At 37.9% G+C, this 25,797-nt stretch carries 23 protein-coding genes; 17 read left to right on the forward strand and 6 right to left on the reverse strand.

Annotated features, from left to right (window positions below):
- Positions 1-468: 468 nt before the first annotated feature.
- The 5 genes from HPT25_RS11310 to ykzB form a co-directional block, all read right to left on the reverse strand.
- Positions 469-1,203 (reverse strand): exonuclease domain-containing protein, encoded by a 735-nt coding sequence (locus HPT25_RS11310; protein WP_173063828.1) that lies wholly within the window; start codon positions 1,201-1,203, stop codon positions 469-471.
- A complete protein-coding gene (locus HPT25_RS11315) occupies positions 1,193-2,173 on the reverse strand; it encodes a DUF294 nucleotidyltransferase-like domain-containing protein (protein ID WP_246277174.1) in 981 nt (326 codons plus the stop codon). Before HPT25_RS11315 ends, HPT25_RS11310 begins: the two co-directional genes overlap by 11 nt.
- A 61-nt stretch (positions 2,174-2,234) precedes the next feature.
- A complete protein-coding gene (locus tag HPT25_RS11320) occupies positions 2,235-3,494 on the reverse strand; it encodes an ammonium transporter (RefSeq protein ID WP_173063831.1) in 1,260 nt (419 codons plus the stop codon).
- Positions 3,495-3,694: 200 nt separating this feature from the next.
- Positions 3,695-4,030 carry a MerR family transcriptional regulator gene (locus HPT25_RS11325; protein WP_173063834.1) on the reverse strand — a complete coding sequence of 112 codons (336 nt, stop codon included), beginning with the start codon at positions 4,028-4,030 and terminating at the stop codon, positions 3,695-3,697.
- Between the two features lie 297 nt (positions 4,031-4,327).
- Entirely contained in the window at positions 4,328-4,465 is a 138-nt protein-coding gene (gene ykzB, locus HPT25_RS11330) for a protein YkzB (protein ID WP_173063837.1), read from the reverse strand.
- Between the two features lie 399 nt (positions 4,466-4,864).
- Here ykzB and HPT25_RS11335 point away from each other — a divergent pair, with 399 nt between their 5' ends.
- From HPT25_RS11335 to HPT25_RS11345, 3 genes are all read left to right on the forward strand, one after another.
- Positions 4,865-5,686, forward strand: a complete 822-nt coding sequence (locus tag HPT25_RS11335; RefSeq protein ID WP_173063839.1) for a basic amino acid ABC transporter substrate-binding protein — start codon at positions 4,865-4,867, stop codon at positions 5,684-5,686.
- A gap of 109 nt (positions 5,687-5,795) precedes the next feature.
- Positions 5,796-6,452, forward strand: coding sequence for an amino acid ABC transporter permease (locus HPT25_RS11340; protein ID WP_173063842.1), 657 nt, complete (start codon positions 5,796-5,798; stop codon positions 6,450-6,452).
- Complete coding sequence (locus HPT25_RS11345; RefSeq protein ID WP_173063845.1) at positions 6,449-7,171, forward strand: amino acid ABC transporter ATP-binding protein; 723 nt, start codon at positions 6,449-6,451, stop codon at positions 7,169-7,171. Before HPT25_RS11340 ends, HPT25_RS11345 begins: the two co-directional genes overlap by 4 nt.
- 15 nt (positions 7,172-7,186) lie before the next feature.
- On the opposite strand, the gene HPT25_RS11350 is transcribed toward HPT25_RS11345, so the two are convergent.
- Positions 7,187-7,711 (reverse strand): hypothetical protein, encoded by a 525-nt coding sequence (locus HPT25_RS11350; protein ID WP_173063848.1) that lies wholly within the window; start codon positions 7,709-7,711, stop codon positions 7,187-7,189.
- A 247-nt stretch (positions 7,712-7,958) separates the two neighbouring features.
- Between HPT25_RS11350 and HPT25_RS11355 the strand changes: the two genes are divergently transcribed.
- The 14 genes from HPT25_RS11355 (at position 7,959) to HPT25_RS11420 (ending at position 25,646) form a co-directional block, all read left to right on the forward strand.
- The gene (locus HPT25_RS11355) at positions 7,959-10,712 is read left to right on the forward strand and encodes a dynamin family protein (RefSeq protein WP_173063851.1); all 2,754 of its coding nucleotides are present in this window, start codon (positions 7,959-7,961) and stop codon (positions 10,710-10,712) included.
- A gap of 332 nt (positions 10,713-11,044) precedes the next feature.
- Positions 11,045-12,805 carry a GT4 family glycosyltransferase PelF gene (gene pelF / locus HPT25_RS11360; RefSeq protein WP_173063854.1) on the forward strand — a complete coding sequence of 587 codons (1,761 nt, stop codon included), beginning with the start codon at positions 11,045-11,047 and terminating at the stop codon, positions 12,803-12,805.
- 14 nt (positions 12,806-12,819) lie between these two features.
- Positions 12,820-13,212, forward strand: a complete 393-nt coding sequence (locus tag HPT25_RS11365) for a hypothetical protein (RefSeq protein WP_173063857.1) — start codon at positions 12,820-12,822, stop codon at positions 13,210-13,212.
- Positions 13,213-13,244: 32 nt separating this feature from the next.
- Positions 13,245-14,303 (forward strand): hypothetical protein, encoded by a 1,059-nt coding sequence (locus tag HPT25_RS11370; RefSeq protein ID WP_173063860.1) that lies wholly within the window; start codon positions 13,245-13,247, stop codon positions 14,301-14,303.
- Position 14,304: 1 nt separating this feature from the next.
- The gene (locus HPT25_RS11375) at positions 14,305-15,915 is read left to right on the forward strand and encodes a hypothetical protein (RefSeq protein ID WP_173063863.1); all 1,611 of its coding nucleotides are present in this window, start codon (positions 14,305-14,307) and stop codon (positions 15,913-15,915) included.
- Positions 15,916-16,071: 156 nt separating this feature from the next.
- On the forward strand, positions 16,072-17,889 hold the full coding sequence (locus tag HPT25_RS11380) for a hypothetical protein (RefSeq protein ID WP_173063866.1): 1,818 nt from the start codon (positions 16,072-16,074) through the stop codon (positions 17,887-17,889).
- A gap of 32 nt (positions 17,890-17,921) precedes the next feature.
- Positions 17,922-19,088 carry a carboxylate--amine ligase gene (locus HPT25_RS11385; protein WP_173063868.1) on the forward strand — a complete coding sequence of 389 codons (1,167 nt, stop codon included), beginning with the start codon at positions 17,922-17,924 and terminating at the stop codon, positions 19,086-19,088.
- Positions 19,089-19,099: 11 nt separating this feature from the next.
- Positions 19,100-19,948 carry a DUF3473 domain-containing protein gene (locus HPT25_RS11390; protein WP_173063870.1) on the forward strand — a complete coding sequence of 283 codons (849 nt, stop codon included), beginning with the start codon at positions 19,100-19,102 and terminating at the stop codon, positions 19,946-19,948.
- A gap of 16 nt (positions 19,949-19,964) precedes the next feature.
- On the forward strand, positions 19,965-21,323 hold the full coding sequence (gene murJ / locus HPT25_RS11395; RefSeq protein ID WP_173063873.1) for a murein biosynthesis integral membrane protein MurJ: 1,359 nt from the start codon (positions 19,965-19,967) through the stop codon (positions 21,321-21,323).
- Positions 21,316-22,050, forward strand: a complete 735-nt coding sequence (locus tag HPT25_RS11400; protein ID WP_173063876.1) for a glycosyltransferase family 2 protein — start codon at positions 21,316-21,318, stop codon at positions 22,048-22,050. Before murJ ends, HPT25_RS11400 begins: the two co-directional genes overlap by 8 nt.
- On the forward strand, positions 22,047-22,442 hold the full coding sequence (locus HPT25_RS11405) for a DUF2304 domain-containing protein (RefSeq protein WP_173063879.1): 396 nt from the start codon (positions 22,047-22,049) through the stop codon (positions 22,440-22,442). The genes HPT25_RS11400 and HPT25_RS11405 overlap by 4 nt, the downstream gene beginning before the upstream one ends.
- Positions 22,417-24,297 carry an HD-GYP domain-containing protein gene (locus HPT25_RS11410; protein ID WP_173063883.1) on the forward strand — a complete coding sequence of 627 codons (1,881 nt, stop codon included), beginning with the start codon at positions 22,417-22,419 and terminating at the stop codon, positions 24,295-24,297. Before HPT25_RS11405 ends, HPT25_RS11410 begins: the two co-directional genes overlap by 26 nt.
- The gene (locus HPT25_RS11415) at positions 24,291-25,088 is read left to right on the forward strand and encodes a putative glycoside hydrolase (protein ID WP_173063886.1); all 798 of its coding nucleotides are present in this window, start codon (positions 24,291-24,293) and stop codon (positions 25,086-25,088) included. The genes HPT25_RS11410 and HPT25_RS11415 overlap by 7 nt, the downstream gene beginning before the upstream one ends.
- A 237-nt stretch (positions 25,089-25,325) precedes the next feature.
- Positions 25,326-25,646, forward strand: a complete 321-nt coding sequence (locus HPT25_RS11420) for a hypothetical protein (RefSeq protein ID WP_173063889.1) — start codon at positions 25,326-25,328, stop codon at positions 25,644-25,646.
- The last annotated feature ends 151 nt before the right edge of the window (positions 25,647-25,797 follow it).

Raw genomic sequence — 25,797 nt, forward strand, 5'->3', positions numbered from 1 at the left:
TTGTTCAATTTTCTAAATGCCTCTAATAGGACATTCGCTAGTTTGTCAGGTTTTCCAACATTGATTTTGCAGTCTTTCACATCAATCAAACACCTGAACAATTAAACGTTTCTTTTTTGTGCCTTCATGAAAACATGCATAAATATTATAGATTTATAAAGGCATTGATTATTGATTAGTTCTTATTGCTGATTATCATACAACCATTTGCAGACATGGTCAATATAAAAATCAGACAATTCAAATAAGTCAAAATAATTGTTAGCGTTTTCATTATTGTCATAATAAGGATAAGTGAAGAATAAAAAAATTAAGAAAATTTTTTTGCGAGAATAAAATTTTGGGGGAATATCGGGGAAATTGGAAAATAGAATTGAAAAGTGATGGGGAAAATTTCTCTATCTTTCTTTTAAAGGAATGGTTTGAAAGAGTATATTTGGTGTAAATTCTAGTCTATTGTCTGAATAATTATTCACTTTTTGCCAGGTGTTCATATATATCTCTTAAAGTTTTAAACCCTTTTTCTACTGCTTCCTGCAGGAAGAGGCTCCAAACTTGTGCCGTCAAGAGGGCGTCCCCAAGTGCGTGATGTCGATTTTTGACTTCTATACCGCTTTCTCGACAAATTTCTTCAAGGGACCATGACTTTTGGGCCGGTTTGGATATGCGGATTAAAAAGGAAGTATCAACAATACGGCGCTCAAATTTAACCCGAAGAAGCTCTTTTGTTATTTTTTGCATGAATGATTGTTCATGTTTAGAGTGGTGGGCAACAAGAAGATCGCTGCTGACATACTTAAAAAATTGTAATAGCACATCTTTAGCAGGGGGAGCAGTCTGCAAGTCTTCTGTCCAAATGTTGGTTAATTCGGAAATTTCATTTGGAATCTCGAGATCTGATTTCAAAAGGGAATAAAAGGTTCCTTGTTCCAGCAAGTGATGTCCGGTCATTTTAACAGCGCCGATTGAAATGATTTGATCCCCTTTTTCAGGATTAAACCCTGTTGTTTCAATATCAAAAACGACTACATTTAATTTATTTAGCGGAATATCCAAGCCGTTATTTTCTTTGACTTCTTTCTGCAGTGCTCTAAGAAATGCCATTTCCTTTGGTGTAGACGGAACCTGTAATCCAGCATAAATATTGGAGGTAACCATTCCGGATATCTGCCTGAAAAATTGACTAATTTCGTTAATTCCCATATGAATCTTCCTTTTCTATCAGCTTTCTGACGGTATTAAATAGTGCGGTGCCATTTCTAATAATGTCTTTAAATTCTTTCATTTCTTCTTTTGTTAATTTATTGATAGGCAGATAGTGACCAGTATGATAATTAGAATGTTGGGCATATGATAGACGGTAGTTAAGGAGTTGTATAAATTGGTGCTGATATAAATCCTTGAGCCTTGAAGGAAGAATAGCTTCTGAAGCACCGCCAATTCTTGCAACCGTTGATGGTTCCTGGTGATTCTCTTTTAATGCAAGAAGTCTCGCTGCATTTACATATGGGAATAGGCCAATCTCTTTTATGTTAAGTGAACCTGTGTAGGGACCGTGGGTTTCTGTGAGCAGTTTCCCTAGTACATTAATCCCCTTTTTCATATAAAGGGAATTGTTTAAGAACTTTGTCATTTGAACGGATTTGTTTTGAATGTAATAAATTTGTTCTTTTAACATTTGTACATAGAGTTCTTCGCCAAAAAGCGGCCTTGCATCCATGAAAATCATTAAATAGCGGATCGATTCCCAGTTGGATTCGTCTAACCAATTGGAAATTTGTATTTGCCATTCCTCCAGTGATTTGCACCATAGGAGATTACTGGCCATCACACCGCCGTCACAGTATTGATACCCTGCATCAAATAATCCTCTTGATATTTCTTTCCCCAGCTGCCAAAAGTAGTTTTTCACTTCATCGTTCTTTTCTCGGTAAACGATGCCGTGATCTTGGTCGCTCCACAAGGATTGTTCCATGCGACCTGCACTTCCCATAACAAAAAAGCAAAAAGAACAAGGAAGAGGTCCTAATTGATTGGTGATAATCTCTAACGCTTTTTTTATGGTAAGCTTCATAATTTCATCGTGGAACTTGTTTAATGTAAAGTGGTCATGTGCTGCTTCTCCCATTTTATCGTCTCGTAATCTTCTAATTGCTGCAAAGCTGCTTTCCAATGAAACCACTCCTTATAGACGAGTCCTCCCCCTTTTGGAAAGGAGAGGACCTGTCATGAACTTAAGCATTAAGCTTCTGTTCCGCATTTACTAATTCAGGATAACCGTAGCTGCCGTGCTCACTCATATCCAGACCCATCATTTCTTCTTCTTCTGTTACCCGTAACCCTTTCATAGCTGCTTTCATGAGTAACAGTAGGACATAAGAAACAATGAAAGCAAATGCTCCGCATGCGATGACACCGATCGCTTGCACGACAAGCTGGTGAATGCCGCCTCCATAAAATAATCCAGGTTTGCCAACAGAGGCTAATGCTTTTGTTGCAAAGAAGCCATTGGATAATGTTCCCCAAACTCCCGCTGCTCCGTGGACTGAAAGGGCAGCAATAGGGTCATCAATTTTTCTGTTTTCAAAGAAACGGATGCTGTAAAATACGAGGATGCCGGCGATGAAACCGATCACGACAGCAGCCCAGGGGGCAACAAAACCACAGGATGCAGTAATGGCCACTAATCCTGATAATGCACCGTTCAACATCATTGGTACATCTGCTTTTCCTTGAACTACCCAAGAGATAATCATTGCGGCAACCGTGCCGGCTGCTGCTCCTAAATTCGTGTTTAAGGCAACATAGCCGAAGAAGCCTTTATCAACACTTAATGTACTTCCTGCATTAAACCCGAACCATCCTACCCATAAAAGCAAAACGCTTAAAGCAGTAAATACTTGGTTATGCCCTGCCAAATTATTAGCTGAACCGTCTTTGTTATATTTTCCAATCCTTGGTTTAAGAATCATCGTAGCTGCCATTGCTGCCATTGCTCCAGTTAAGTGAACAACAGTGGAGCCGGCAAAGTCTTGCTGGCCAAGTTCTGACAGCCAGCCTCCGCCCCAAATCCAATGGGCGATCGGCGGGTACACAACAATGGAAAAGAGAACCGCGAATATGAGGTATGCTCCCATCTTTGCTCGTTCAGCAAAACCGCCAAATGCAATGGTTAATGAAATACCGGCAAATGCTAATTGGAATAAAAAGTAAACGGCTCCTGAAAGTGATAAACCTTTTATTTCATAACCGGAGTAAAGGAAGTCTGTAAAACCAATCAATGCATTTCCTTTCCCGAAAGCTAAAGCAAAGCCAATGGCCCAGAATACGATGGACCCGATACTAAATGTAAGAATCGTTTTACCTGCAATATGTCCTGCATTCTTCATGCGAGTGGATCCTGTTTCTAAAAGAATAAAGCCGCCAATCATTAAAATGACAAGTACCGCACCCAGCATGACCCAGATACTGTTCATTAAGAATTCAGTATTCATGAATGATTCCCCCTTTATTAAGATGTTAATTTATATAACATAGATGTATTTTTACATGGAAGTGGGGGAGGATTCTATAACCATGTAAGTAAATCTGACATGGTTTTTGGAATAGTAGTGAGAATTTGGATTCTGGTGGTGCTTGAACGCTGTTTTTTAAATGGTACTCATGGCAGAAAAAAAGCCCGGCTTCTGACAAATCAGGAAGATGGGCCTCTGCGTAATCCGAATTGTGCGTTTAACTGTCCTTGAATCATTTGTCTTCTGATATCTTCTTTAGTTTGCTGCTTTTCCTTGCGCAGCATCTCCTTTCTAATTTCATGTGTTTGGACGCCGTCTTCAATTTTATTAGCAATTTCCACTAATAATTCCACATCGGAAAAGGAGTATCGCCTGCTTCCCCCGGGGGTTCTTTCAGGGAAAATGAGTCTTCGTTCTTCGTAGTAGCGAATTTGACGCTCTGAAAGGCCGGTCAGTTCTCTGACAATCCCGATCGTAATAACTTTCCGGTCTTTATAAGATATTTCATTTGCCATTATTCTTGTTCACCACACTCCTGAGTATAGATGTAAATAAATATAACATGTTACGTTAAATTTTCTCACATAGTACTAAAAATTTGAACTATTTTGATTGAATTCATTTTTCTTGGAGTATTTTATGGGGGAAATGGATTTTTGATATAGTTGCTTAAGCTCACTGATGGTTAAAGAACAAAGCTCGTGCTCGGTATACAGATTAGTGCTAGATAGTTTTTTTATATAAAATACTCTCAGCCGTTCCAGTCCGTTCCTCAAGTGGTTTGTTCTCATTAAAACCTCCAGTTTTAAGACTTAATAATTTTGCAATGCTCTTAACAGTTCGTTTGCTTTAGCACCCATTGTCTTCATTAACTCTTCGTACAATTCATCCCGCAATAGATCTAATTGAATAATGGTTTCCGCCAATTTAATCGCATCTTTTTTATACATAAGAATCTTTCCCTTCATTAGATATATGGAAGAATTTATCTGATTTTTGATTTTCTGTCATGAATGCTGTTAGAAAATGTGACAGTAATTTTTAAAATGACCAATCTGATCAGTAAATTTACGTTTTATAGGAAAATATTCATATGAATGTATGAATTTCATTATTTTGGAAGTGATTTAAAAATAGCTTTATAGAGAATTTTTGTTTAGAGTAATGAACCTGCATATTGGCAGAAGCTGATTTATTAAATACTATTGTTTGCTAATTTGGTAAAGTGTTAATATATTAAAAAATAAAAATATTTGAATTATAATCCATAAAGGGTTATAATTACCTATAGTCAAAATATTATTAATTTTTTAATTTATTATTTTTTTTGAAATAAAAAGGAGGCAGAAATGAAGAAAACTAAACTTTTATTAACTGTTATTATTGCATTATTTCTCATGATTCTTTCGGCATGCGGGACAAGCAAGACGTCAGGGACTGCAAATACAACTGGTGCTGAGAAAAAGACATTGAGAATCGTTACAGATGCATCCTATGCACCATTTGAATATCAGGATAAGGGTGATGTCGTCGGATTTGATGTGGATTTTGTTAAAGCTGTCGGAAAGGCTGCGGGCTATAATGTCAATGTAGAACATGTCGGCTGGGATCCCGTATTTGTTGAAATTAAAGGAAAAACGGCAGATGCAGCTATATCTGCTATCACTATTACAGATGACCGCAAACAAACCTATGATTTTTCTATCCCTTACTTTCTATCAAAAAATGAAATCTTAATACCACAAAACAGTGATATTAAAAGTGCGCAAGATTTAAAGGGTAAAGTGGTTGCGGTACAAAACGGAACAACTGGGCAGGATGCTGTGGAAGCGATTATCGGCAAAAATAATTCCAATCTAAAGAAATTCGATAATAATAATCTGGCCATTCTTGAACTAAAAGGCGGCGGCGCAGCAGCTGTTGTAGCTGATAATTCAGTTGTTGAAACGTATGTTAAAAACAATCCAAATGACCATTTTAAATTTATTGAAGATGATGCCGCATTTAAAAAAGAATTCTATGGCATTATGTTTCCCAAGGGAAGCAAGCTGAAAGCAGAATTTGACAAGGCGATTAAGAAAGTCATAAGTGACGGCACTTACGAAAAGCTTTATCAAAAATGGTTCAAAACCGAACCTGATTTAAAAACTATTGAGGCACAGCAACAATAGGAACGAGAATTGCGTAACTTTTAATCTGTAAAGTTACGCAATTTTTTGGTTTCATTTGGTCAGGATGTCGGCATCATGAGGAGCGATATTGACACAGGGGGATTATGTAATGGATTTTCGTTGGGATTTGATTGAACAATATGCGCCATTTTTTTTGAAAGGAACATTGCTGACCATAGGCTTCTCGATTGCGGCCATTATTTTAGGGACGATTCTCGGCCTTTTAATCGGTCTAGGAAAAATGATGAGAAATAAGGCAGCTGCCTTGCCATTCACCTGGTATATAAATCTGTTTCGCGGCACTCCGTTAATGGTACAAATCTTACTGATTCATTTTGGTGTGATTCCGCTGATTTTAGGGGAAACCAATGCTATTGTAGCAGCGATTACAGCCCTCTCTTTAAACTCCGCAGCCTATACGGCGGAAATATTCCGCGCTGGAATTCAATCGATTGATAAGGGTCAAATGGAGGCAGCCCGCTCTTTGGGGATGTCGCATGTCCAAGCGATGCGGTACGTCATTCTGCCGCAGGCATTTAAGCGAATGATTCCGCCGCTTGGAAATGAATTTATTGTATTAATTAAGGATTCATCACTTGCGCAGATCATTGCCGCTCCAGAGTTGATGTATTGGGGAAAGGCGATGCAGGGGCAGTATATGCGGGCTTGGGAACCGTATCTGACAACTGCGTTTATATATTTAGTGTTGACGCTTTCCTTGAACTTCTTGTTATCCCGTCTTGAAAGAAGGTTGGCTACAGAATGATTGAAGTAAAAAATTTAAAGAAAACATTTGGGCATAATGAGGTTTTAAAAGATATCAGTGTAACAGTTAAGCCTCAGGAAGTGGTTGTGGTGATCGGGCCATCGGGTTCTGGCAAATCGACGTTTTTAAGGTGCATCAATATGCTAGAAACGATTACAGGAGGCCACATTTACATTGAGGGAATTGATTTGGTAGATAAGAAAACGGATATCAATAAAGTGCGGACTGAAGTGGGAATGGTATTCCAGCAATTTAATTTGTTTCCACACAAGACGGTTTTACAAAATATAATGCTCGCCCCGATGAAGGTTAGAAATATAGCGGGAGAAAAAGCGCGAGCAAAGGGACTGGATCTCTTGCGAAAAGTGGGGCTGGAAGAAAAAGCAGATGTTTATCCGGATTCTTTATCAGGGGGGCAAAAACAACGGGTAGCAATTGCTAGGGCACTAGCGATGGAGCCGAAAATTATGCTTTTTGATGAACCGACATCCGCGCTCGACCCGGAGATGGTTGGCGAAGTGCTAGAGGTAATGAAGCAGCTGGCGAAAGAAGGCATGACAATGGTTGTTGTCACCCATGAGATGGGATTTGCCAGAGAGGTAGGCGACCGTGTTCTATTTATGGATGGCGGTATTGTAGTAGAGGAAGGACTCCCCAAGGAATTATTTGAAAATCCTAAAGAAGAGCGGACAAAAGCTTTTTTAAGTAAGGTGTTATAATGAAGAAAGGAGGCGCTATTGCCTCCTTTCTTCTATATCGAAATCAAATTTATCTACGATCCGGTCTGCTTTTACCCGGTTTTGACAAAGATTAAAGATGTGCTTGTAAAATTCTTCTACTTCTGCAGGACTCTTGGGAAGTTTAATTTCTACAGTTGTGGTGCCAAACATTTGTTTAAAATATGCTTTACGTACATCATTTTTTCCGTCTCGTTTAAATGGTTTATACGTCCAGACAAGATGGGGACTACCGTCGATTTCTTGGACTTGCCGCAGCTCTGCAACCGTTGTGGAACGGTCATGTGCATAGATGACTAAATAGTAAATATCATTGCGGTGCCAATCAATAAAAATAAAATAGTAGCCTGTATCTGAAGCGGGGCGTTTTACTTCATATGCTGCGTATGTTTTTTTATTGTTGGTCCATTGATGAAATTTTGGCAAACTGCCGCCGATTGTTTCCATTTTCTTTATTTCATAATCAGTCGGACTTGCTTTTTCCATCAGTTTGGCTAAAAAAACGGCTTCTTTCATGTCCATAAAAAAATATTCTCCTTCATGTCTTTAATCACATTATACTTTGAGAGATAATGTAAATGGAAGAGCAGTTCCATTTCATCGTTTTGTTACTAAATTGAAATACTGCTGTCATCTTTTTTAAAAAATGCTTTGATAGAATCCTTGCATTAGGACTTAAATTTAAAACATCATTCGAAACGTATAAGGAATAATTATGTCTCTTTTCCATATGAATGACATAGAATGGCTGTTATTGGGGGGAAAAGTTATGACTTTGGAAGAGCGGTTAATACAAAAAAACTATTATAAAATGTTCATAAATGAACATGAAGAGATCCATCCGATTCGTGTGTTAGGTGACGCCTTTCAAGAAGAAGCCCGAAAAGATATCCCGGAATTATCCGCAATTCGTTTTGCACAAGGGGAAGTGTATTTTCATCATAAAGATTTTGAAGCAGCCATATTCAAATGGGAGAACATCCCAGGGGAGCTTGAGCTGTGGGCACGGAAAAATACAGCTGATGCGTATTATGAATTGGGGATGCTTTCAACTGCGGAAGATCTATACACGGCAATTGAAACGGATCAGACAACATTAAAAACGGAAGTGGCATTAAAATTATTCTCGCTTTATATCAAGAAAGGAAATTTAGATGCAGCTGTTTCTGTTATAAAGAGTACAATTGCTGAAAATCCTGACTACCCGAATGTGACGGCTATTGCCCGCTCGTTTTTTGAAGAGCAGAATGATTGGAATAATGCCGTAGAGCTTGCGGTAAACGAGGCAAAACGAACGGAATCGATAGAGTGGTTTACTATTCTTCAAACGTATGTGGAAAGCGGCGTTACTAAAGAGTTGGTGCCTTCCTATTTCTCACAGGTTCTCATTACGTTATTTCACTTGGACAAAATGAAATTTGAACAGCTTTTATCTGCGTTTTGGAATAGTTATAAACACCAGGATTCTTATTTTGCTTGGATCAAAGAAATCAATCAGCTGTTATTAATGCTTGAGCTGGAGCGAAATTTTGACTGGCATGAACTATCAAGACTACATAGGGATGCGTATTTTAGCTTTATTAATGGCAGATATTTTATTCAAATGTTGCAGGAATTTGTTCCTGATTTACTGACAAACTGGCTCCGCATAGCGGATACAAAAAATGTCGTCCTATCATCCGCAGCTGTTCTTTCGTGGAATGAGCTGTTTCCGGCAACCATCGTCCCTGTTGTTGTCAAAGAAGCAGAGAAACTCCTCAGCATTACGGAATCAGACATCGATGAACTGGAAGAGTGCCTGACACTCTTTGATTCGATCATCCAATGGGCTGTAGAGCATGATATGGGCGGAAATAATCGTGTACAGTGGACGGTGGAACAGCTGATTGATTTTGATACACAGCATGTGCTCGTTACGGGACTTAGCGGCAGTGGGAAATCGTCATTTTTGAATACGGTGCTTGGAGAGCATTTACAGGATAGTCCGACATCGTCCATGGTCATGTTTAAACATGCAGAGGAAACAGAAATCACGGAAATTACGGATCAAGAGGTTACAAGATTAGCTGGTTTTGCCGATTTTCAAGAGCGGATGGACCGTCTGCGTAATGCACTGGAATCCATAATCGAATATAGACGGCCAAGTATATTTCTACAGGAAAATCAGGTTGCGTTTATCGATACCCCTGGTTTAAAGGGAACGCCTGCTGATAGATATGAAGTGTTAAAAAATCTCCAATTGGCAGACACGATTCTATTTGTCTTGGATGCAAATGCATCATTTACAGATAAAGAAAGATCTGTTTTAACGCAAATTGGAGAGCTTGCTCCAGATGTTCCTGTCCATTTTCTATTAAGTAAAATGGACACGGTTGTGAATGAGCAGGATGCGATTCATATTTTAGAAGAAACCAAATCAAAAATCCATGCCTTTTTACCTGATGCCAGGGTATTCGCCTTTTCATCACATTATGATCGGAATCAGCAATTGAATGATCTAAAAGCGTTTATAAATTCGTTTAGAAATGTAAGGAATATTGCGGATAAGCGCCTGGCAAAACTTCTTTATTTTATCAGAATTACGATTGCGGGGATGTTGCAAAAACGGACCGACGTGGAAAATCAACTCGTGGAAGCGATTCGCTGGAATGAAGAGATATTAATGAAGCTGACTGGTGCAGTCCATCAATTGGATGATACCGTTGCTCAGAAGGCAAAATCGGTTTCCAAAGCATATTATGATATGAAGGAAGATATTGAACAGGAAATTGCCACAATGGTGCCAAGGATGCTGCAGGAGTGTTCCGAGTTAGTTAAGGAGGACAGCAACTTCAGCAAAATTCATCTAGACCTAAATGTGGAAATGAATAAGAGACTTCAAGAGTACCTTGACCAGCAAGTGATGCCGAAATATTATCGGTCACTTCAGGAATGGATTGAGATTTGCAGAGAGGAATTTGTGCAATCACAAGAATATTTGCAAGAATTGGCAGAGGGCTTTAATAGCATTTATGGGGAAGACAAAATCTCACTCTTTTGTGATTTTAAAGTACTGGATGACTGGCGCCGCGATACGGATAGGATGACTAGCCGGTTTCATTTGGAATCTATCAATATTTTACTGCGGAGAACCCCATCACAATTTCTAATGAAAAGCGCGGGGAAATTATTCGGTGCGATTTCGCAAAATAAAACAATGCTTTATAACAAATATAAGGCTTTTGTCGAGCATGAGGATTATTCCGATACGGCGAAGGCAGTAAGCCGTCAATTCCTTCAGCCATTTACTTTGCTGGAAAACTCATTGGAGCGGGATGTAGCCTTGTTCTTTAAACAGCCGATCAGCCTCTTAAATAGTACGGTTGAAGAAACGAAGAAGGAGATTGCCGCTAATAAGGAGATGTTAAACAAGTTAAATACCAACCCAGAAATGTTCCGTGATCCATTAACATTGTTTAATGTTCGTCTAAGACAATTCGAATGGATGACGGTGGCGGGGAAGGGCATGCAAGCAGTTTATTAGTATTTAATAGTTTAGAAAGACACTTGACTTAAGTGTCTTTCTTTTTTTCTTATTAGCCCAAAACTTCTAATTATTCATCGAATAGGTAAATATACCTAAAAATAATTTAATGACAAAATTTACTAAACCACTGAAATTCGTGGGAATTCGAGCAAAATTGATAAAATTCTACATTTTTCTAGTGGAAAATGGTTGTACCTTGTGACCTTATATAATAAAATTTTATAAATTGACACATATTGTTTGAAAAATGAAAAGTGACAAAATTACCAAATTTTAGCGAACTTTTAAAGGGTTTTCTATTTTGTGAATTTTGTGAAAAGGTGAGGGCAATGAAAAAATTAACCGTTCTGCTCACAACTGAAGGAACTTATCCTTATCATCAGGGAGGGGTCAGCACTTGGTGTGATACCCTTGTGAAGGAATTGGATATGGTGGACTATATTTTATACAGTGTCATCACTGACCCATTTATTACACAAAAGTTTCAAATGCCAAAGGCAACACAACTTTTTAAAGTGCCATTATGGGGAACCGAAGAGCCTTGTGAACATTTGCCAACCCCTTTTTCACTTGTCTATTTACAAAAAAAGAGAACAACCGATAAAGTCATAAAGAATTTGTTTCTGCCACTCTTTAAAGAATTGATTTTGGAAATGATCAGTCCTGAAAAAAATCCGGAACATTTTGGGGTTATCTTGCATCAGCTTTATAAGTATTTTCAGGAATATGAATATAAAGAAACCTTTAAATCAGAGCTCGTGTGGAACCATTATAAATCATTCATTTTGGAATGGATGGATGATCCGGCTTTAAAACTAACGCAGCCAGATATTTATGGGTTGATACAGAGTCTTGGTTGGGTTTACCGGTTTTTAAATATCATCAATACGAGTGTCCCAAAGGCACATGTCAGCCATTCATCAGCCTCGGCTTTTTGCGGTATTCCTTGTGTAATAGCAAAAATAGAGCACAAAACTCCATTCCTGTTAACAGAGCATGGTGTCTATCTCCGTGAGCAATACTTATCACTATCAAAAAGAAATTTGCCAATCTTTCTAAATACGTTCCTGATCCGCTTTATCCATTCCATTAATTCATTAAATTTTCATTATGCGGACCAAGTTTCACCAGTTTGCCATTATAACACAAGGTGGGAAACGAAATTTGGGGTACCGCAGGAAAACATTGAAGTAATCTACAATGGAGTGGATACAAATGTATTTATGGAAGGAAAAAAGGCGGAGAGACTGCATCCCACTGTAGTAACAGTCGCAAGGATTGACCCAATCAAAGACATTATATCCCTGATTCATACTGCAGCCATCGTGAAAAAACAAATTAAAAACGTGAAATTTATCGTGTACGGGTCTGTGTCTGTACAAGGATATTATGAGGAATGCAAGGCATTGGTAAAAAAACTTCAGCTAGAAGAAACGGTCATTTTTGCTGGTCATTCCAATAATATGGTTGCGGCGTATCATTCAGGTGATGTTATTGCACTCTCGAGTATTTCTGAGGCATTTCCATATTCTGTTGTTGAAGCGATGATGACAGGAAAACCTGTCGTCGCAACAGATGTGGGTGGAATTCGAGAGGCACTAGGGAATACGGGCTTTCTCGTTACGCCAAGAAAGCCCGAGGAATTTGCACAATCTATTATTTTATTATTAAACAATGCAAACTTAAGAGATTCATTGGGAAGGGATGCAAGAGAGCGGGCACTTAACTATTTTACATTGGATAAAGTAAAAGACCATCATTTGAAAACTTATATAAAGCTTGCCACGCATTCCTTTAAACAAAGTCCTATTATGAAAGAACAGAAACAGACTGATTCAAATCAGAGATTAGAATGGCAAAAGCTACACAGTGAAAGAGCGTACGCATTAATGTCAAATGGCTTTTACAAAGAAGCCATTGAACAATTCCGGCTTGCGATTAATAAGGAGCCAGAGTCACCGGCAGTATTTATTTATAAAACCGAAATTGCTAAAGCGTATTATCAATTAGGGGAAACCGAAAAAGCAACATGGCAATTTGAAAAATTAAAAGAATGGGGATTGAATGAGCCACTAAGAAAAGCAAAATGATGGGAGGACAAGAGGTGGAGTTAGAGAAAAACCTAAATACAAAACGCGGAATTATTGGCTATAATCCCATGGAGGTCAGCGAAAGGTATCAATCGATACAGGACTGGCACCAAAGAGAACAAGAATGGTTACAAAAGGAATTGAATGTTGAAAAAGAAAGAAATAAACAATTAAAAGAGATGATGGAAGAAATAACGGAACCTTCCATACAAAATACCCTTGTTGCAGATTTAACTGAATTCCTCGAAAGCTATTTTTTGAATATACATGATTCTATCTTACAGTTAAAGGGTGAATTCGAGGAGAAGGAAAGTTTGTTGCAAGAGAAATTAATAGAAAAAAATAAGGAAAAAGAAATGACTCTTAAGCGAATCCAAAAAGCTCTTGATTTATTTATTTACTCCTAAAATTAGACCTTAAGAAAGAGCTGAATAAACAGATGAAACTACAATTATTTGGTTTACAAAAAGCTCAAGTGGATACATTTTTAAAGCAGTTGGAAGGGGATTTATTTTCGGAGCACGACCGATTAAAGGCGGAACTGGAGAGTTTAAAATCCGAGAATCAGCAGCTTGAAATAGAATTAGAAAAGAGAAGGAAAGAAAGATCGAAAAGGGATTTAGACAATTGGATTCTGGCGAGAGAACAGTATGAAAAAATGGTTCACTATATGACGGAGAAAAAGGCTGAAGAAAAGCATGAAATGCTGGAAATGGATTTGTTCTTTACAGAAAGAATGAATCGTATGGATCAGCAAATAAATGAAGCCGCATCAGAAATACAATTAATAGAAAAGTTGTTTTCAAAAATCCTTCATCCATTTGCAAATCAAAATGAAAATAATAGGGTTGGACAAGAACCTATAAAAATAGACAAAAAAGAAGAAAATGTTTCTATCAAGGAAAATATAGAAGTCAAAGAAATGATTTCAGAAACCGAAACAGCAGCTAGTGTAGAGATTATAAGTCAGGAGCAGATTCCTCCGGCTATTACTGCTGACAAAGAAAGGCTGATAGAGAAAGTAAATTTGCAGCCGGATTTACAGGCTAGAACAAGTAATAGTTTTTGGGGAGATCTAGAAGGTCAGACAAACAATTCGTTATTAGTATTTCAGGAAGATCCATTGCAATCAGATCCTGGATGTTTTCAGATTGATGCAGAGTTTAAAGAAAAGGTTATGGGCGAAAAGCATATGTCATCCCTAATTCCAAGTTCTCCTGAAGAACTGGAAAGTGTCCGAAAAGAAGAGATGATTCCCGATAAATCCGACCATGTTGTTGAAAGGCAGAATGATGCTTTATTAGAGGAAATCGAAATGATTAAGACACAGTACATTGTTGGGAGAGTCGCAGGGGAAGATTTATTCGATCTTCGAGGCGCTATCATTCTTGCAAAGAATTCTATCATTACCCGCGAAGCAATTGAAAAAGCCAATCAAAACGGAAAGCTTGCCGAGTTAATCATAAATATGAAGTTAGCTGGATCAGGAGAGGTATAAGGTGAGGGATTATTCACAACAAACTTTGCCAGCTGTAGAGAAATCGACTAAATTTCAGGTGCTTTTGGATGAAGTCAGGGAAAAACAACTGCAGCCTGAAGACCAATTTGAAATTGCTGCACTATTGGAATCAATGGGTTGGAATGATAGTAGAGCGGAGAAGGAATTTGGTGTAAAGGATCTTTTTGAATTAGCGGATCATTTATGGGAATCGATAGAATCCAATCTTAATTATCAAGCATTCACTAAAGCTCAACAGCCTAAGGGCGTATTGAAGCGAATTGAGATGATTCGAAGCTTCCTTCGCGGGTTAATATTTGCGTTTCCAATGGGAGTTTCTGTTGCGGCAATGCTTACACTAAAGTTCTCACTTTGGTCATATAAATATCTATCCCTGAAGAATGCTACTAGTATTGCCATTGGCACTATCCTTAGCTTTGTAGTCGTAGGGGGATTCACACAGGCAATTGCTAGAAGAGGCTTTTTCTATATTATCCAAGGATATTACAATCTTGCCCGCAGGACGACATTTCTGTTTATCTTAATAGGCTTTGGCGTGTGTATTGGGATTTCGCTTATTTTAATTGCCTTAAATGTCATCTTTAATATGTTTTCATATGACATGATTTTATTGATCATCCTGTTCTTCTTTTTCCTGACAGCCATTTGGCTATCAGTAACCGTTATGTATATTTTGAAAAAGGAAATCATTTTTACAGGATTAATTATCTTTGGGATCTTTCTTGTCTATATCATGTTTGACCGGTTTCATATCGATATCATTTTATCGCAATTAATTTCCCTGTTAATTGTTTCTCTTTGCAGTATTTTATTAGTCTTATATTTCTTTTTAAAGGCAGAGAGAAAAGGAGAAAAAGGGATTGCCATTAAGCTTCCGCGTTTTTCAATCACGCTTTATACCATTTGGCCATATTTCTTTTATGGGTTTCTATACTTTAGCTTTTTATTTATTGACCGGGTTAATGCTTGGACCAAAAATGAAGATTATATGCCTTACATGATTCTATTTAGAGGGCAATATGAACTTGGATTAGACTTTGCATTGTTAACGATCATTTTACCAATGGGCATTAGTGAAGTCATCTTATCCAAGCTGATGTCTGACATTGAGTTAAGCCAAAAGAATTTTCTCATATCTGAAAGTGATAAATTATATAAGAAGTTTGTTAGGTCCTATAAAAAATTGGCAGGAATGATTTTTGCGAGCTCGGTCATTAGTTCGATTGTAATATACCGATTTTTGCTTTGGTATAATCAAACTTCTATAAGGCTGAATGGTGAAAATTTATTAAACAACCATGTTACGTTATTTGTATTATTGTGGGGAATTATTTCTTATATCATGTTGGCCTTTTGTTTAATGAATGCGGTCATTTTATTTGCTTTGTCACAGGCAAATATGGTGGTGAAGGCGTTAATGCCATCCATTTTATGCAATTTTATTATTGGATTTTTATTAAGCCGGTGGATTTCCTATGAATATGCAGTAATTGGTTTATTAGCGGGTACCATTCTATTAACAGTTTTGACTACCCAAGCTCTCATGAAAGTATTGAAAAATTTGGATTTTTATTTATATGCTGCATCGTAAGGGAGAGGCTCCATGTATTCCACACTTTCTAATCATATATGGCCGATACTGCATTATTCGTTTTCCTTTTATCTCTTATTTTTTCTTTTGCCCAGAGGTTTATTTAGCCTCACATATGAAAATAAGCTAGAAAACTGGTTTTCAGGATATGTAAAAATGGTATTTTTTCTTATCATTACAGGCTATATCTTGGTCATTGTAAAACTATATGAAGGCCTTTCACTCTTGATGTTGTTCTCAGTAATTATTGGATGGAATTTCCGTATTAAAAAACGGAAGAAAATGAAAGAAGGAGTTTCATCCTCTCCATTATTGAATAAGCTATATGATTTACTCGATGGATTGCCAAAGACTACGCAACAGGCGTTAAGAACGATGTTTAATCAAAAGCAAAAAAATCTTGTTATCAAAATACGAACTCAGTTGAAGTGGTCACTTTTTATCGAAGGAATAGCATTGTTGGTGATCGTGAGCTTTTCCTTCTATGTAAGGTTCTATGATGCGTTCGTAAATGCAGCACCTCCATTATCTGATAGTTACGTCACCCTGGCATGGATGAAATATATTAATAATCGTGATTTATTTCATGATGGAATTTATCCGCAAGGGTTTCATATTTATTTGGCCTCCATTTTTAAATTTGCTGCTGTGGATTCACTCTATATCCTTCGGTATACAGGGCCATTAAATACACTCATGATAGTGGTGGGGCTGTATATCGTTGTTCGAAAACTGACAAACAATCCTGTGGGGGCACTAACTGCAGCTTGGATCTATGGAATAGTGTGGGTAGTCTTTCCATTGTTTTCTACCGACCGGCAAGCAGCAACGAATTCACAGGAATTTGCTTTTGTATTTATTTATCCAGCCGTTTATTTTTTTATGAAATTTTTTCAAACGGATAAAAAAGAGGATTTATACATTGGCATTTTGAGTACGGCCATTATTGGTTTAGTTCACTCTTTAGGGTATGCCTTGATCGGGTTAATGCTGGGAATGATGATGGCTGCCGCTGCGGTAACGTTGAAGAAAAGCTGGAAGCCTTATTTACAAATAGTAGTTGGAACAGGTTTTACGGGCATCCTCTCGGTCATGCCACTTGGAGCCGGCTATCTTTTGGGGAAAGGCCTGAATGCCTCATCAGCAGCCTATTTAACTAACCAGAATAATTCTTATCAATTTGCGATTTTAAACGAATGGGATTACATGACCATTGGAGCGCTTGGCCTATTATTGCTTCACCAATTTAGGAGGAAAATTTCCCGAGAAGAGCGATTTATTGGAATCTTTACCACATTTACAGGGCTAAGTATTTTCACCTTGTATTATGCCGGCGGTGTAATGACGCATAGTACGGTAATCGATTCGCGTTCTATTGATTTATGGAGGCTTGTCATACCATTTTGTATAGGAATATCCGTTTCCTATTTATTCAATATGTTTAAAGGCAGTTGGAGGAGTTATGTCAACATAGTGGCCATGGTCTTGATGATTTCTGTCACTTTCATTGACCGTGCATCGCCTATCATACCTTACAAGCTAGAATACAATGAAAATGTTGAACAATATTTAAGAATCAGTCAGCAGTATTTGCCGCAAACTTGGATGATTGTATCGCAGGACGAGGGCTATTCTGAAGTGCTTGGAAAAGGATTCCATATGCATCTGGGTGATTTTCTTAAAACTTATAATCCAAGGGCTAAGGCATTAACGAAGTTTCAACAGGGAGCCCCAGATAAAAATATCCCTCCACATGTCTTTGTTTTTCAGGAAAAGAAAGTATTTGAGGTTGCAAAAACGAATAGTGTTTATCAAATTCTCGCACCGAAATATAAGGAGCGGGCAAAGGAATATAAAGATTTTACGCGATGGCTGCGCGATCGGAAACAGGCAGGTTATAAACTAAAAATCTATTATCAGGATCAGCATATCTTTGTTTACCAGTTTGATATTCCGGGAAATATCAATCAGTAAACAGTTTCGGTTAATGCAAATGAGGTGAAGGGATGCAGACGGTAATTATAACGGATGGCTTGTTGCGGAAATCATTGTCTGCCACACGTTCTCTAGGAAAAAGGGGCATTAAAACGATTGTCGGTGACCAATCAAGCTTGTCGCCAAGCGGCTTCTCAAAGCATTGTTATAAAAGAGTAAAGTATCCGGATCCAAAACTCACTCCTGAACAATTTCTCTCATGGCTGAAGCAGCAGCTTAAACAAGAAAATGTCCCTGTGCTGCTGCCGATGGATGATGCTGTGGTCGATATCGTCATGGAACATTGGGAGGACATAAAGAACCTATGCAAATGTCTGTTGCCATCAAGGCAGGCGTATGATACGGCGGCTGATAAATTTGAAACAATCGAGCTGGCAAGGAAACAAAGTGTAAAATGTCCGGAAACATATTTGCCAAATGATAAACAAGATGTTGTGAAAATGGCTGAAACAGCAGTTTTTCCGCTTGTTGTTAAACCGCGAAAAAGCAGCGGTTCACGCGGTATACGAAAAGTAGAGAATAAAGAATCGCTTTTGGAGATTTATGAGGAGATTAGAAAAGAGTATCCGAATCCAATGATTCAGGAATGTATTCCTTTTGGCGACCGCTATGATGTTTGTCTTCTGTATGATCAACAACATGAAGTAAAAGCATCCTTTGTTCAAAAAGAAATTCGGCATTTTCCGATTAAAATGGGACCGAGCACAGTTCAAGAAAGCGTTAGTAATGAAGAATTAATCGAACTTAGTATACATTTGCTAAAACCTCTAAATTGGACAGGCATTGTTGAAGTTGAATACATGATCGAACCAAGAACCAATCAGCCTGTTTTAATGGAGATTAACCCGCGTTTCTGGAATTCTCTTGATTTAGCGATTCAAAGCGGCATTGATTTTCCTTATCTGCTATATCAATTATGTTTGGGTCAAAGTGTCCCAGTGCAAAAGGAATATCCTGCTGGCAGACGAAGCAGGTGGCTGTTTCCCGGTGATCTTCTTCATTTTCTACTAAATCCGGAACGATTCTCGATGAAACCATCCTTCTTTTCAGGAAAGAAACAGTCTGTGTTTGATGATACCTTCAGTCTGGCAGACCCGCTGCCTGGCGTCATGTTAATCTTATGTTGTGTTCGATTGGCTTTTTCGATTAAGAGCTGGAAAATGTTCTTTAAGCGTTAGGAGAATGAATAATGTTAAATGCACTAACGGTTGATGTTGAAGATTGGTACCACACAAATGGATTAAATATCCCTCAAAAGGAATGGGACAGTCTACCATCAACTGTATTACCAAATACAATGAGGCTATTAGATTTGTTTGATGAATTTGAAGTGAAAGGCACATTTTTCGTCTTGGGTGATGTGGCAAAAAGATATCCGCAATTAGTAAGAGAGATTGTGAATCGCGGTCATGAAATTGGCTCGCATGGAATGTATCATCAGCTTGTCTATAAACAATCATTGGAAGAATTCAAAGCAGATGTTCTTGAATCCATTGAAACGCTTAAAGAAATTTCTGGTCAAAATATTACGTTATATCGGGCTCCATCATGGTCCATATCAGAGGATAGATTGGGCGTATTAGAGTTTTTGGAACAAAATGGAATAAAGGTGGATTCAAGTTTACAGCCTTTTAAAACCCCATTATCGGGAATGAGCGGGATTCCAACAAGGCCATTTAAACCAATGTTAGGAGGGAAATCGCTGAATCTTATTGAATTTCCGCCAACGGTTTGGCAGATCAGCAAAAACTTCACCTTCCCATTTGCAGGGGGATTTTATTTAAGATTTTTCCCTAAGCTAGTAATAGCTTATTTGCTGAATAAATTGAATGAGAAAAAACCGGGACTTGTCTATATCCATCCATGGGAAATAGACCCGTTCATCCCGAAAAGAAAAACGAGCTTGTTTATTTATATCATTCAATATTATCGTTTAAAGTCTACGGAACGGAAATTAAGAAGCTTATTAGGAAAATTTCAATTTGCTCCTGTTGGAAAGGTATTGGAGCACGTTGAAATCATTCATGAAAAGCTTTAGAAGGGAGGGGAGCGGGATGAAGGAAAGAAATGCATACGGTACCGTACAAATTCTTATATTCTTTAATCTGCTCCTGGCCCTGATTGCTTTCTTTAAAGATGTTCTATTAGCAGGCTATTTTGGTACTAGTAAAGTAGCGGATGCTATAAATCTTGCTTTCTTTATTCCTGATACAGTCGGGAATAATCTAATTGGAACGGCTATAGCTGTTTCCAGCATACCGGTGCTGACACAATTATCCATCGGGAAGGAATCTGCCTTTTATCATCTTACACTTCAGAGAATAGCCGCAGTTGTTTTTGGAGGTACCCTGCTTGTTTTAGGAGGATTACTTCTGCTAGCAAACCCGCTGTTTCACTTATTTCATTTATCTGGAGGAGAAGACTCTTGGAAAGTCTTGAATTTGTATTACATGATGTCGCCGATCATAGTGGCAGCGCCTTGCTGGCTCCTGGGGTCAGCGATCTTGCAAGCTTCCAAACGATTCCTGCTCCCTGCCATAACTCCGGTCTTATATAATCTGTTCATTCTATTTTGTATTGTCATTTGTCAATGGTCGGGAATATCCCAAACTAAAGGGGAAGTGGTATTCTCGATTGGATTGACAGCTGGAACGGCTATCGTGGGTGTTCTAACTTGGGCCTATATCTTTAGAGAGCAAAAAGTAGTTTGGAGATTCAAAGATTTTTTCTTGAAAATAGATTCACCTGAAATAAAGAAACTATCATCTGCCTTTACTTCTTATTTATTTATTCTGTTATTTAGCCAAGCAGTTTTGCTTTCTGAAAGAGTTTTTGCAAGCACACTGGAAACGGGCACGATTGCCGCTTTATCGTATGCCTATCGAATTTCCCAATTTCCAATCTGGGTTTTTATTGCAGCAATTAATACGTTTATATTACCAACGATCAGCGCTCATGTTGTAAAAAATGATCGTTCGTCATTAAAAAAGGATTTATTCAGGTCTTTTACATTTGTAATTCTTGTTTCAGCTTTTCTTTCCATGTTGTTAGTTATCTTTTCAGAACCATTATTACAGCTTGTTCTGGCAAGGGGATCTTTTAACAGTCAATCTGTTGAGTTAACAAGCAGAATTCTAAAAGGGTACGGTTTATCCATTGTCGGGCAAAGCTTATATGTGTTTTGTACGCGGTATTATGTTGCGGAAGGAAAATTGAAAGTACCATTTATCATAGGATTGTTCGGGAGTCTGTTAAATATCATTCTCTTAAAAATATTCATTCCTGTCGAAGGAGCATCCGGAATTGGTTATGCTGCCGCGATGGCCTCTACTTTTAATGGTGTTACCATCTTGGTCTATTTCATAAAAAATTTAATTGCCGTTGAGCAAAAGAGAGGAATTACCTATGAATGAATACTTAGTAGCAGTTCCTGCATTTAATGAAGAAAAGAATATTGAAAAAGTGATTCATTCCTTAAAGCAATTAAATGCACCGATTGATGTTGTCATTATTAATGACGGTTCCAGCGATCAAACTGCTTTAAGAGCGCATCAAGCAGGTGCCAAAGTGGTAAGCCATCCTACGAATCTTGGTTATTTAGCAGCCATTCAGACAGGATTTAAATATGCGGAAAAACACCAGTATCCATTTATTATCTTTTTTGATGGGGATGGACAGCATGATCCCATATGCGTAAATGACATGATAAAAGCGATTACCCGCGATGGAGTGGATGTCGTTATTGGATCAAGATTTTTAATAGAGAGTAACATGAAAACGAGCTTTGCTAAGATGCTTGCCATCAAATTCTTTCGATCCATTATTTATCGGACAACCAAGAAACACATTACAGATCCAACATCAGGATTCAAGGCATTTAAAGCAAATGTTTATAAACGGTTTACAAACTCCAAGGATTTTTACTATGACTTGCCTGATAGCAATTTTATTATTGATATTTTACTTCAAAACCATCATGTATTAGAGATACCGGTTAATATGTTTGAACGGGAGCATGGAGAAAGCAAAATCCATCATAGTGGAATAAAGCCGATGATTTATATGGCGCAAACAATTCTGAGTATTTTCATCGTCATCATGAAAAATAAATTCCAGCCGACAGGTGGGAAGACATCATGAATAGTTTTCTGCAGATTTTCTTAATAATTTGTGCCTTATTATTTTTAATAGGCGTTGTCAGTTTGTTGTTGAAAAATAAAATCAGTGAACGGTACTCTGTCATTTGGCTAGCAGGATCTTTATTGATTTTCTTTATTGCCGGTAATCCAAAATTACTGGATAGAACTGCTAAAGTGCTGGGGATTGCCTATCCGCCTTCGCTATTGTTCCTGCTTTCAACACTTATTCTATTATTATTTTGTTTATATCAAACTATTCAAATTACCAAATTGACGAACAAAGTGAAGGATATCTCCCAGTATTTAGCGCTCCATCAATTTCAAGAGCAGGAAGTAGAAGGCAGAATAACCGAGGTGAAAAGTGGCTATGAACAAGGAAATTATGAATATTAATGCATATATACCAATTATTCTTGCAATCATTTTGACTGCAGCTACTGTGATCTTGCTCCTTTTCTTATTCCGTGCCAAAAAGAGGAGCCCTCAAGTACAAATCGGTTTTCTGCAATCATTAATAAATGATTTTAAACCAACCTTAGGAATGGAGAAAAACCTGGATTTCATTTTGCGAAAAACACAGGAGTTAGTTGAAGCACCCAATTATAGTTTTTACATTTATAATTCGGTTAATAATAGATTCACATTAAAAGCAGTCCGGCAGTTAGCCTTGGATGCCAATATTGCACCTTCCTACAGTGGTCTAGTGCCTTATGAAAAGGAAAAATATGACCCGCCGCTTTCTTTATCAAAGGATCGTTTAACAGAGAGAGCAACTGTCGCTAAAGAAGGAGAAGTACCCATACTCACCATACCGATTAAGGGTGGGCAAGGTTTGATCCAGATTGGTCCGGTTACTAGAGTTGCTTCGAAAACGCTGCTAGAATTTGAACAAATCAGCGAGCTTTTGGAGATTCCATTGAGAAACTTGATAGAAGAGGAGGAGCAGCGGAGAAATTACGAAGTGCTTGAAACCTCTTCTAAAGCAATAAAATACATCAACCGTTTATATATACATGAAAAAGAATATATAAAATTGATAGCAGAAACCTGTCTAAAGTCTGCCAAGCCTTCAGCAAGTATGATCATAGCGGCGAATTCCTCTTTTCATAAAGTTATACACTCCACCGGATTAAGCAAACAAATCCAGGAGAATGCTAGTCAATCAGACTTTTTGGTGAAACTAAAAGAACTAACAGCGGCAAAAGCATTTTCAATTATCGAAGAAACGTCTACACGGCATTCAAAATTAAACCAGCTATTATCCATTACGGCCTCTGGATATTATGTTATCTGTCAATTTACCTTATTGGATTCACACTATTTTATTCTTTTTGCATTTGAACACGGAACCCAAAGTATGGAAAGCATGAGAAACCTCTCGATGAAAATGCTATGGTCTCAAATTCAACAGCTCATTCAAATGAAGCAGCATTCTAAACAGAATTCTATTGTCTATATCGATTTCTTAAAAAGTATCGCCGCTTTCATTGACCAATTATCGCCCTTTACCACGGGATCATCAAAGCTGATGTCCAATTATTCAATGGCGATTGCACGAGAAATGGGCTTAAGTGAGTACCAAATCCAAACGATTGGGTTGGCCGCTTATTTAAGTAACATTGGAGTAATTGGGATATCCGATGGTTTATTAGGAAAAGATGGGATTTACTCAGACGAAGAATATGAACAAATGAAGCTGCATTCTGAGGTGGGAGCGGCCATTATTGAAAATACGATCGCGCTGGATGAGGTGGCACTATTGGTGAAACATCACCATGAAAGAATGGATGGAAATGGCTATCCATCAAGAATGATGGGAGAAGAGATCCCTGTGGGTTCAAGAATTATATCCGTCGTTCAAACCTTTTTGGCTAAAATTAACGGCCGGTCCTATCGTGAACCTCTGCCTTTTGACGAGGCGCTTAAGCTGATTATGGATTCAGCAGGGTCCCAATTGGATAGCAAGATTGTTACTGTGTTTATGAAATGGTACGAGACTAAAAGGAATCCATTAATGGGGAAAAATAAAGCCTTGGGAAACTGTTGGGAACTAAGCTGCGTTCCCTCATCCATTTGCTCTCAATGCCCTGCCTATAAAAACACTTCCACTCAAAATTGTTGGGAATTTGAAAGGAACAATTGCCGAGTACATGGAAAAACGTGTGAAACTTGTTTTGTTTATTCGGAAGCAATGTCTAGATTGAAGTCGGACGACAACAGCAGTCAAGCAGGGGGGATCTCATGCTAACAAGTTTTCGTAAGGATCAATTGCTTGCTGCAAAGAACTACGCCTTGTACTACGGTTATGGTAGAGCGGATGAATTATCTTTGTTCGATATCGCCATTGTCGACCCAAACGGATTAAAACAAGAAGAATTTGAGCAGCTAAGGCTAAAAAAGACCATGGTGATCACCTATTTAAGCCTGCTTGAGGTACATCCATCTGAACCTATTTATAGGGAGCTATCATCCGAAGATTTCCTGCTTATGGATGGAAAGCCCGTAAAGAATGAAGCATTTGGTACTTTTATAATGAGCCTGCAGTCAAAAAAATGGATGAACCATCTGTTAACGAAAATAAACCGTCATTTTTCCATTATTGAATCGGATGGAATCTTTTTAGATACAATTGGGGATATAGAATTTCACTTTCTCCCAGAGAAAATAAAAAAGCAGCAATTACAAGCAGCTGTTAATTTTCTTTCGGTTGTAAAAATGTTGTATCCTCACCATTTGTTCATACAAAACAATGGCCTGGAAATGGTGGCCGAGGAAACAGCAGCATATATTGATGGGATATGCTGGGAGAATCCTCCGTTTTCCTTAGAACAAAGCAAAGAATGGGTGGAAGTCATGATTCGTAAACTGGATAAATTAAAGGAGCGGCATCATGTAAAAATCTTTCTCTTGCTTGAGGAAACGATAGAAAAAGAACGAAATGCATATGAACAAGCAAAGAAAATGGCCAAAAAACATGACTTTCTTTTATACAATGCATCGAAAAATTATGTTGAGGGCTTTAATATTGTGAAAGGGTAAAAGCAATTAGTGTCTTGACATACTTATATCAAAGGCTGTTCCGAACTTTCGTGTCGGAACAGCTTTTTATTTTGGCTATGTTAAAGTTCATTGTTAAATTTAATATTCTGTTGATTGGAGCGAAGTTCCTGAAGCGAAAAACAAGCCTTAATTTTAGAATAAAACTAAAATTTTTGGATATATTTTCCCGTTCTGAACAATCTATGAGGGATGGTCCTTTCCAAAGGAGGAAATTCCTTGAAAAAAGTTTGGCAATCCACTATGTTAAGTTTATTGATACTGCTTTTTGCTGCTGCCTGTTATGGGTTGGGGATTGGCCTTAAAGAGGAAGAGAAAAAGGGTGAGATTCAGGGAGTCATTGAGGAGAAGTTTCAAAAACGCATAGTAATTAGTAAATGGAAACATTATGAGGCAGTTAAACAATACTGGGTGAAATTAAAGAATGGTCAAAAAGTGCAGATTCCGGCTTACTTTTACCAAACTGTTGATGAAGGTGAAAAAGTTTCCCTCGTTAAAATTAAAGGCAGAAATCTTTACATTCTGATAAAAATAATCTAGAGGGCACAGGACGAAGTTAGTCACGTGCCTTTTGCTATGTTATCGTATTGTTTCGGTATAGACAACTGTACCTGGACTCCGTTACTCTTATATTATCATATAGAGCTTAAACAGGTTTGTTAAGATAGTATTTCTACGGTCAATTGGGTAA

This window comes from Neobacillus endophyticus, from assembly GCF_013248975.1.
Classification (GTDB): domain Bacteria; phylum Bacillota; class Bacilli; order Bacillales; family Cytobacillaceae; genus Neobacillus; species Neobacillus endophyticus.

Excerpts from the sequence above, each read along its gene's own strand:
- HPT25_RS11310 (WP_173063828.1), bottom strand. The coding sequence starts at position 1,203 with ATGGGAATTAACGAAATTAGTCAATTTTTCAGGCAGATATCCGGAATG.
- HPT25_RS11320 (WP_173063831.1), bottom strand. The coding sequence starts at position 3,494 with ATGAATACTGAATTCTTAATGAACAGTATCTGGGTCATGCTGGGTGCG.
- HPT25_RS11325 (WP_173063834.1), bottom strand. The coding sequence starts at position 4,030 with ATGGCAAATGAAATATCTTATAAAGACCGGAAAGTTATTACGATCGGG.
- ykzB (WP_173063837.1), bottom strand. The coding sequence starts at position 4,465 with ATGTATAAAAAAGATGCGATTAAATTGGCGGAAACCATTATTCAATTA.
- HPT25_RS11335 (WP_173063839.1), top strand. The coding sequence starts at position 4,865 with ATGAAGAAAACTAAACTTTTATTAACTGTTATTATTGCATTATTTCTC.
- HPT25_RS11340 (WP_173063842.1), top strand. The coding sequence starts at position 5,796 with ATGGATTTTCGTTGGGATTTGATTGAACAATATGCGCCATTTTTTTTG.
- HPT25_RS11345 (WP_173063845.1), top strand. The coding sequence starts at position 6,449 with ATGATTGAAGTAAAAAATTTAAAGAAAACATTTGGGCATAATGAGGTT.
- HPT25_RS11350 (WP_173063848.1), bottom strand. The coding sequence starts at position 7,711 with ATGGACATGAAAGAAGCCGTTTTTTTAGCCAAACTGATGGAAAAAGCA.
- HPT25_RS11355 (WP_173063851.1), top strand. The coding sequence starts at position 7,959 with ATGACTTTGGAAGAGCGGTTAATACAAAAAAACTATTATAAAATGTTC.
- pelF (WP_173063854.1), top strand. The coding sequence starts at position 11,045 with ATGAAAAAATTAACCGTTCTGCTCACAACTGAAGGAACTTATCCTTAT.
- HPT25_RS11370 (WP_173063860.1), top strand. The coding sequence starts at position 13,245 with ATGAAACTACAATTATTTGGTTTACAAAAAGCTCAAGTGGATACATTT.
- HPT25_RS11380 (WP_173063866.1), top strand. The coding sequence starts at position 16,072 with ATGGTATTTTTTCTTATCATTACAGGCTATATCTTGGTCATTGTAAAA.
- HPT25_RS11385 (WP_173063868.1), top strand. The coding sequence starts at position 17,922 with ATGCAGACGGTAATTATAACGGATGGCTTGTTGCGGAAATCATTGTCT.
- HPT25_RS11390 (WP_173063870.1), top strand. The coding sequence starts at position 19,100 with ATGTTAAATGCACTAACGGTTGATGTTGAAGATTGGTACCACACAAAT.
- murJ (WP_173063873.1), top strand. The coding sequence starts at position 19,965 with ATGAAGGAAAGAAATGCATACGGTACCGTACAAATTCTTATATTCTTT.
- HPT25_RS11400 (WP_173063876.1), top strand. The coding sequence starts at position 21,316 with ATGAATGAATACTTAGTAGCAGTTCCTGCATTTAATGAAGAAAAGAAT.
- HPT25_RS11405 (WP_173063879.1), top strand. The coding sequence starts at position 22,047 with ATGAATAGTTTTCTGCAGATTTTCTTAATAATTTGTGCCTTATTATTT.
- HPT25_RS11410 (WP_173063883.1), top strand. The coding sequence starts at position 22,417 with ATGAACAAGGAAATTATGAATATTAATGCATATATACCAATTATTCTT.
- HPT25_RS11415 (WP_173063886.1), top strand. The coding sequence starts at position 24,291 with ATGCTAACAAGTTTTCGTAAGGATCAATTGCTTGCTGCAAAGAACTAC.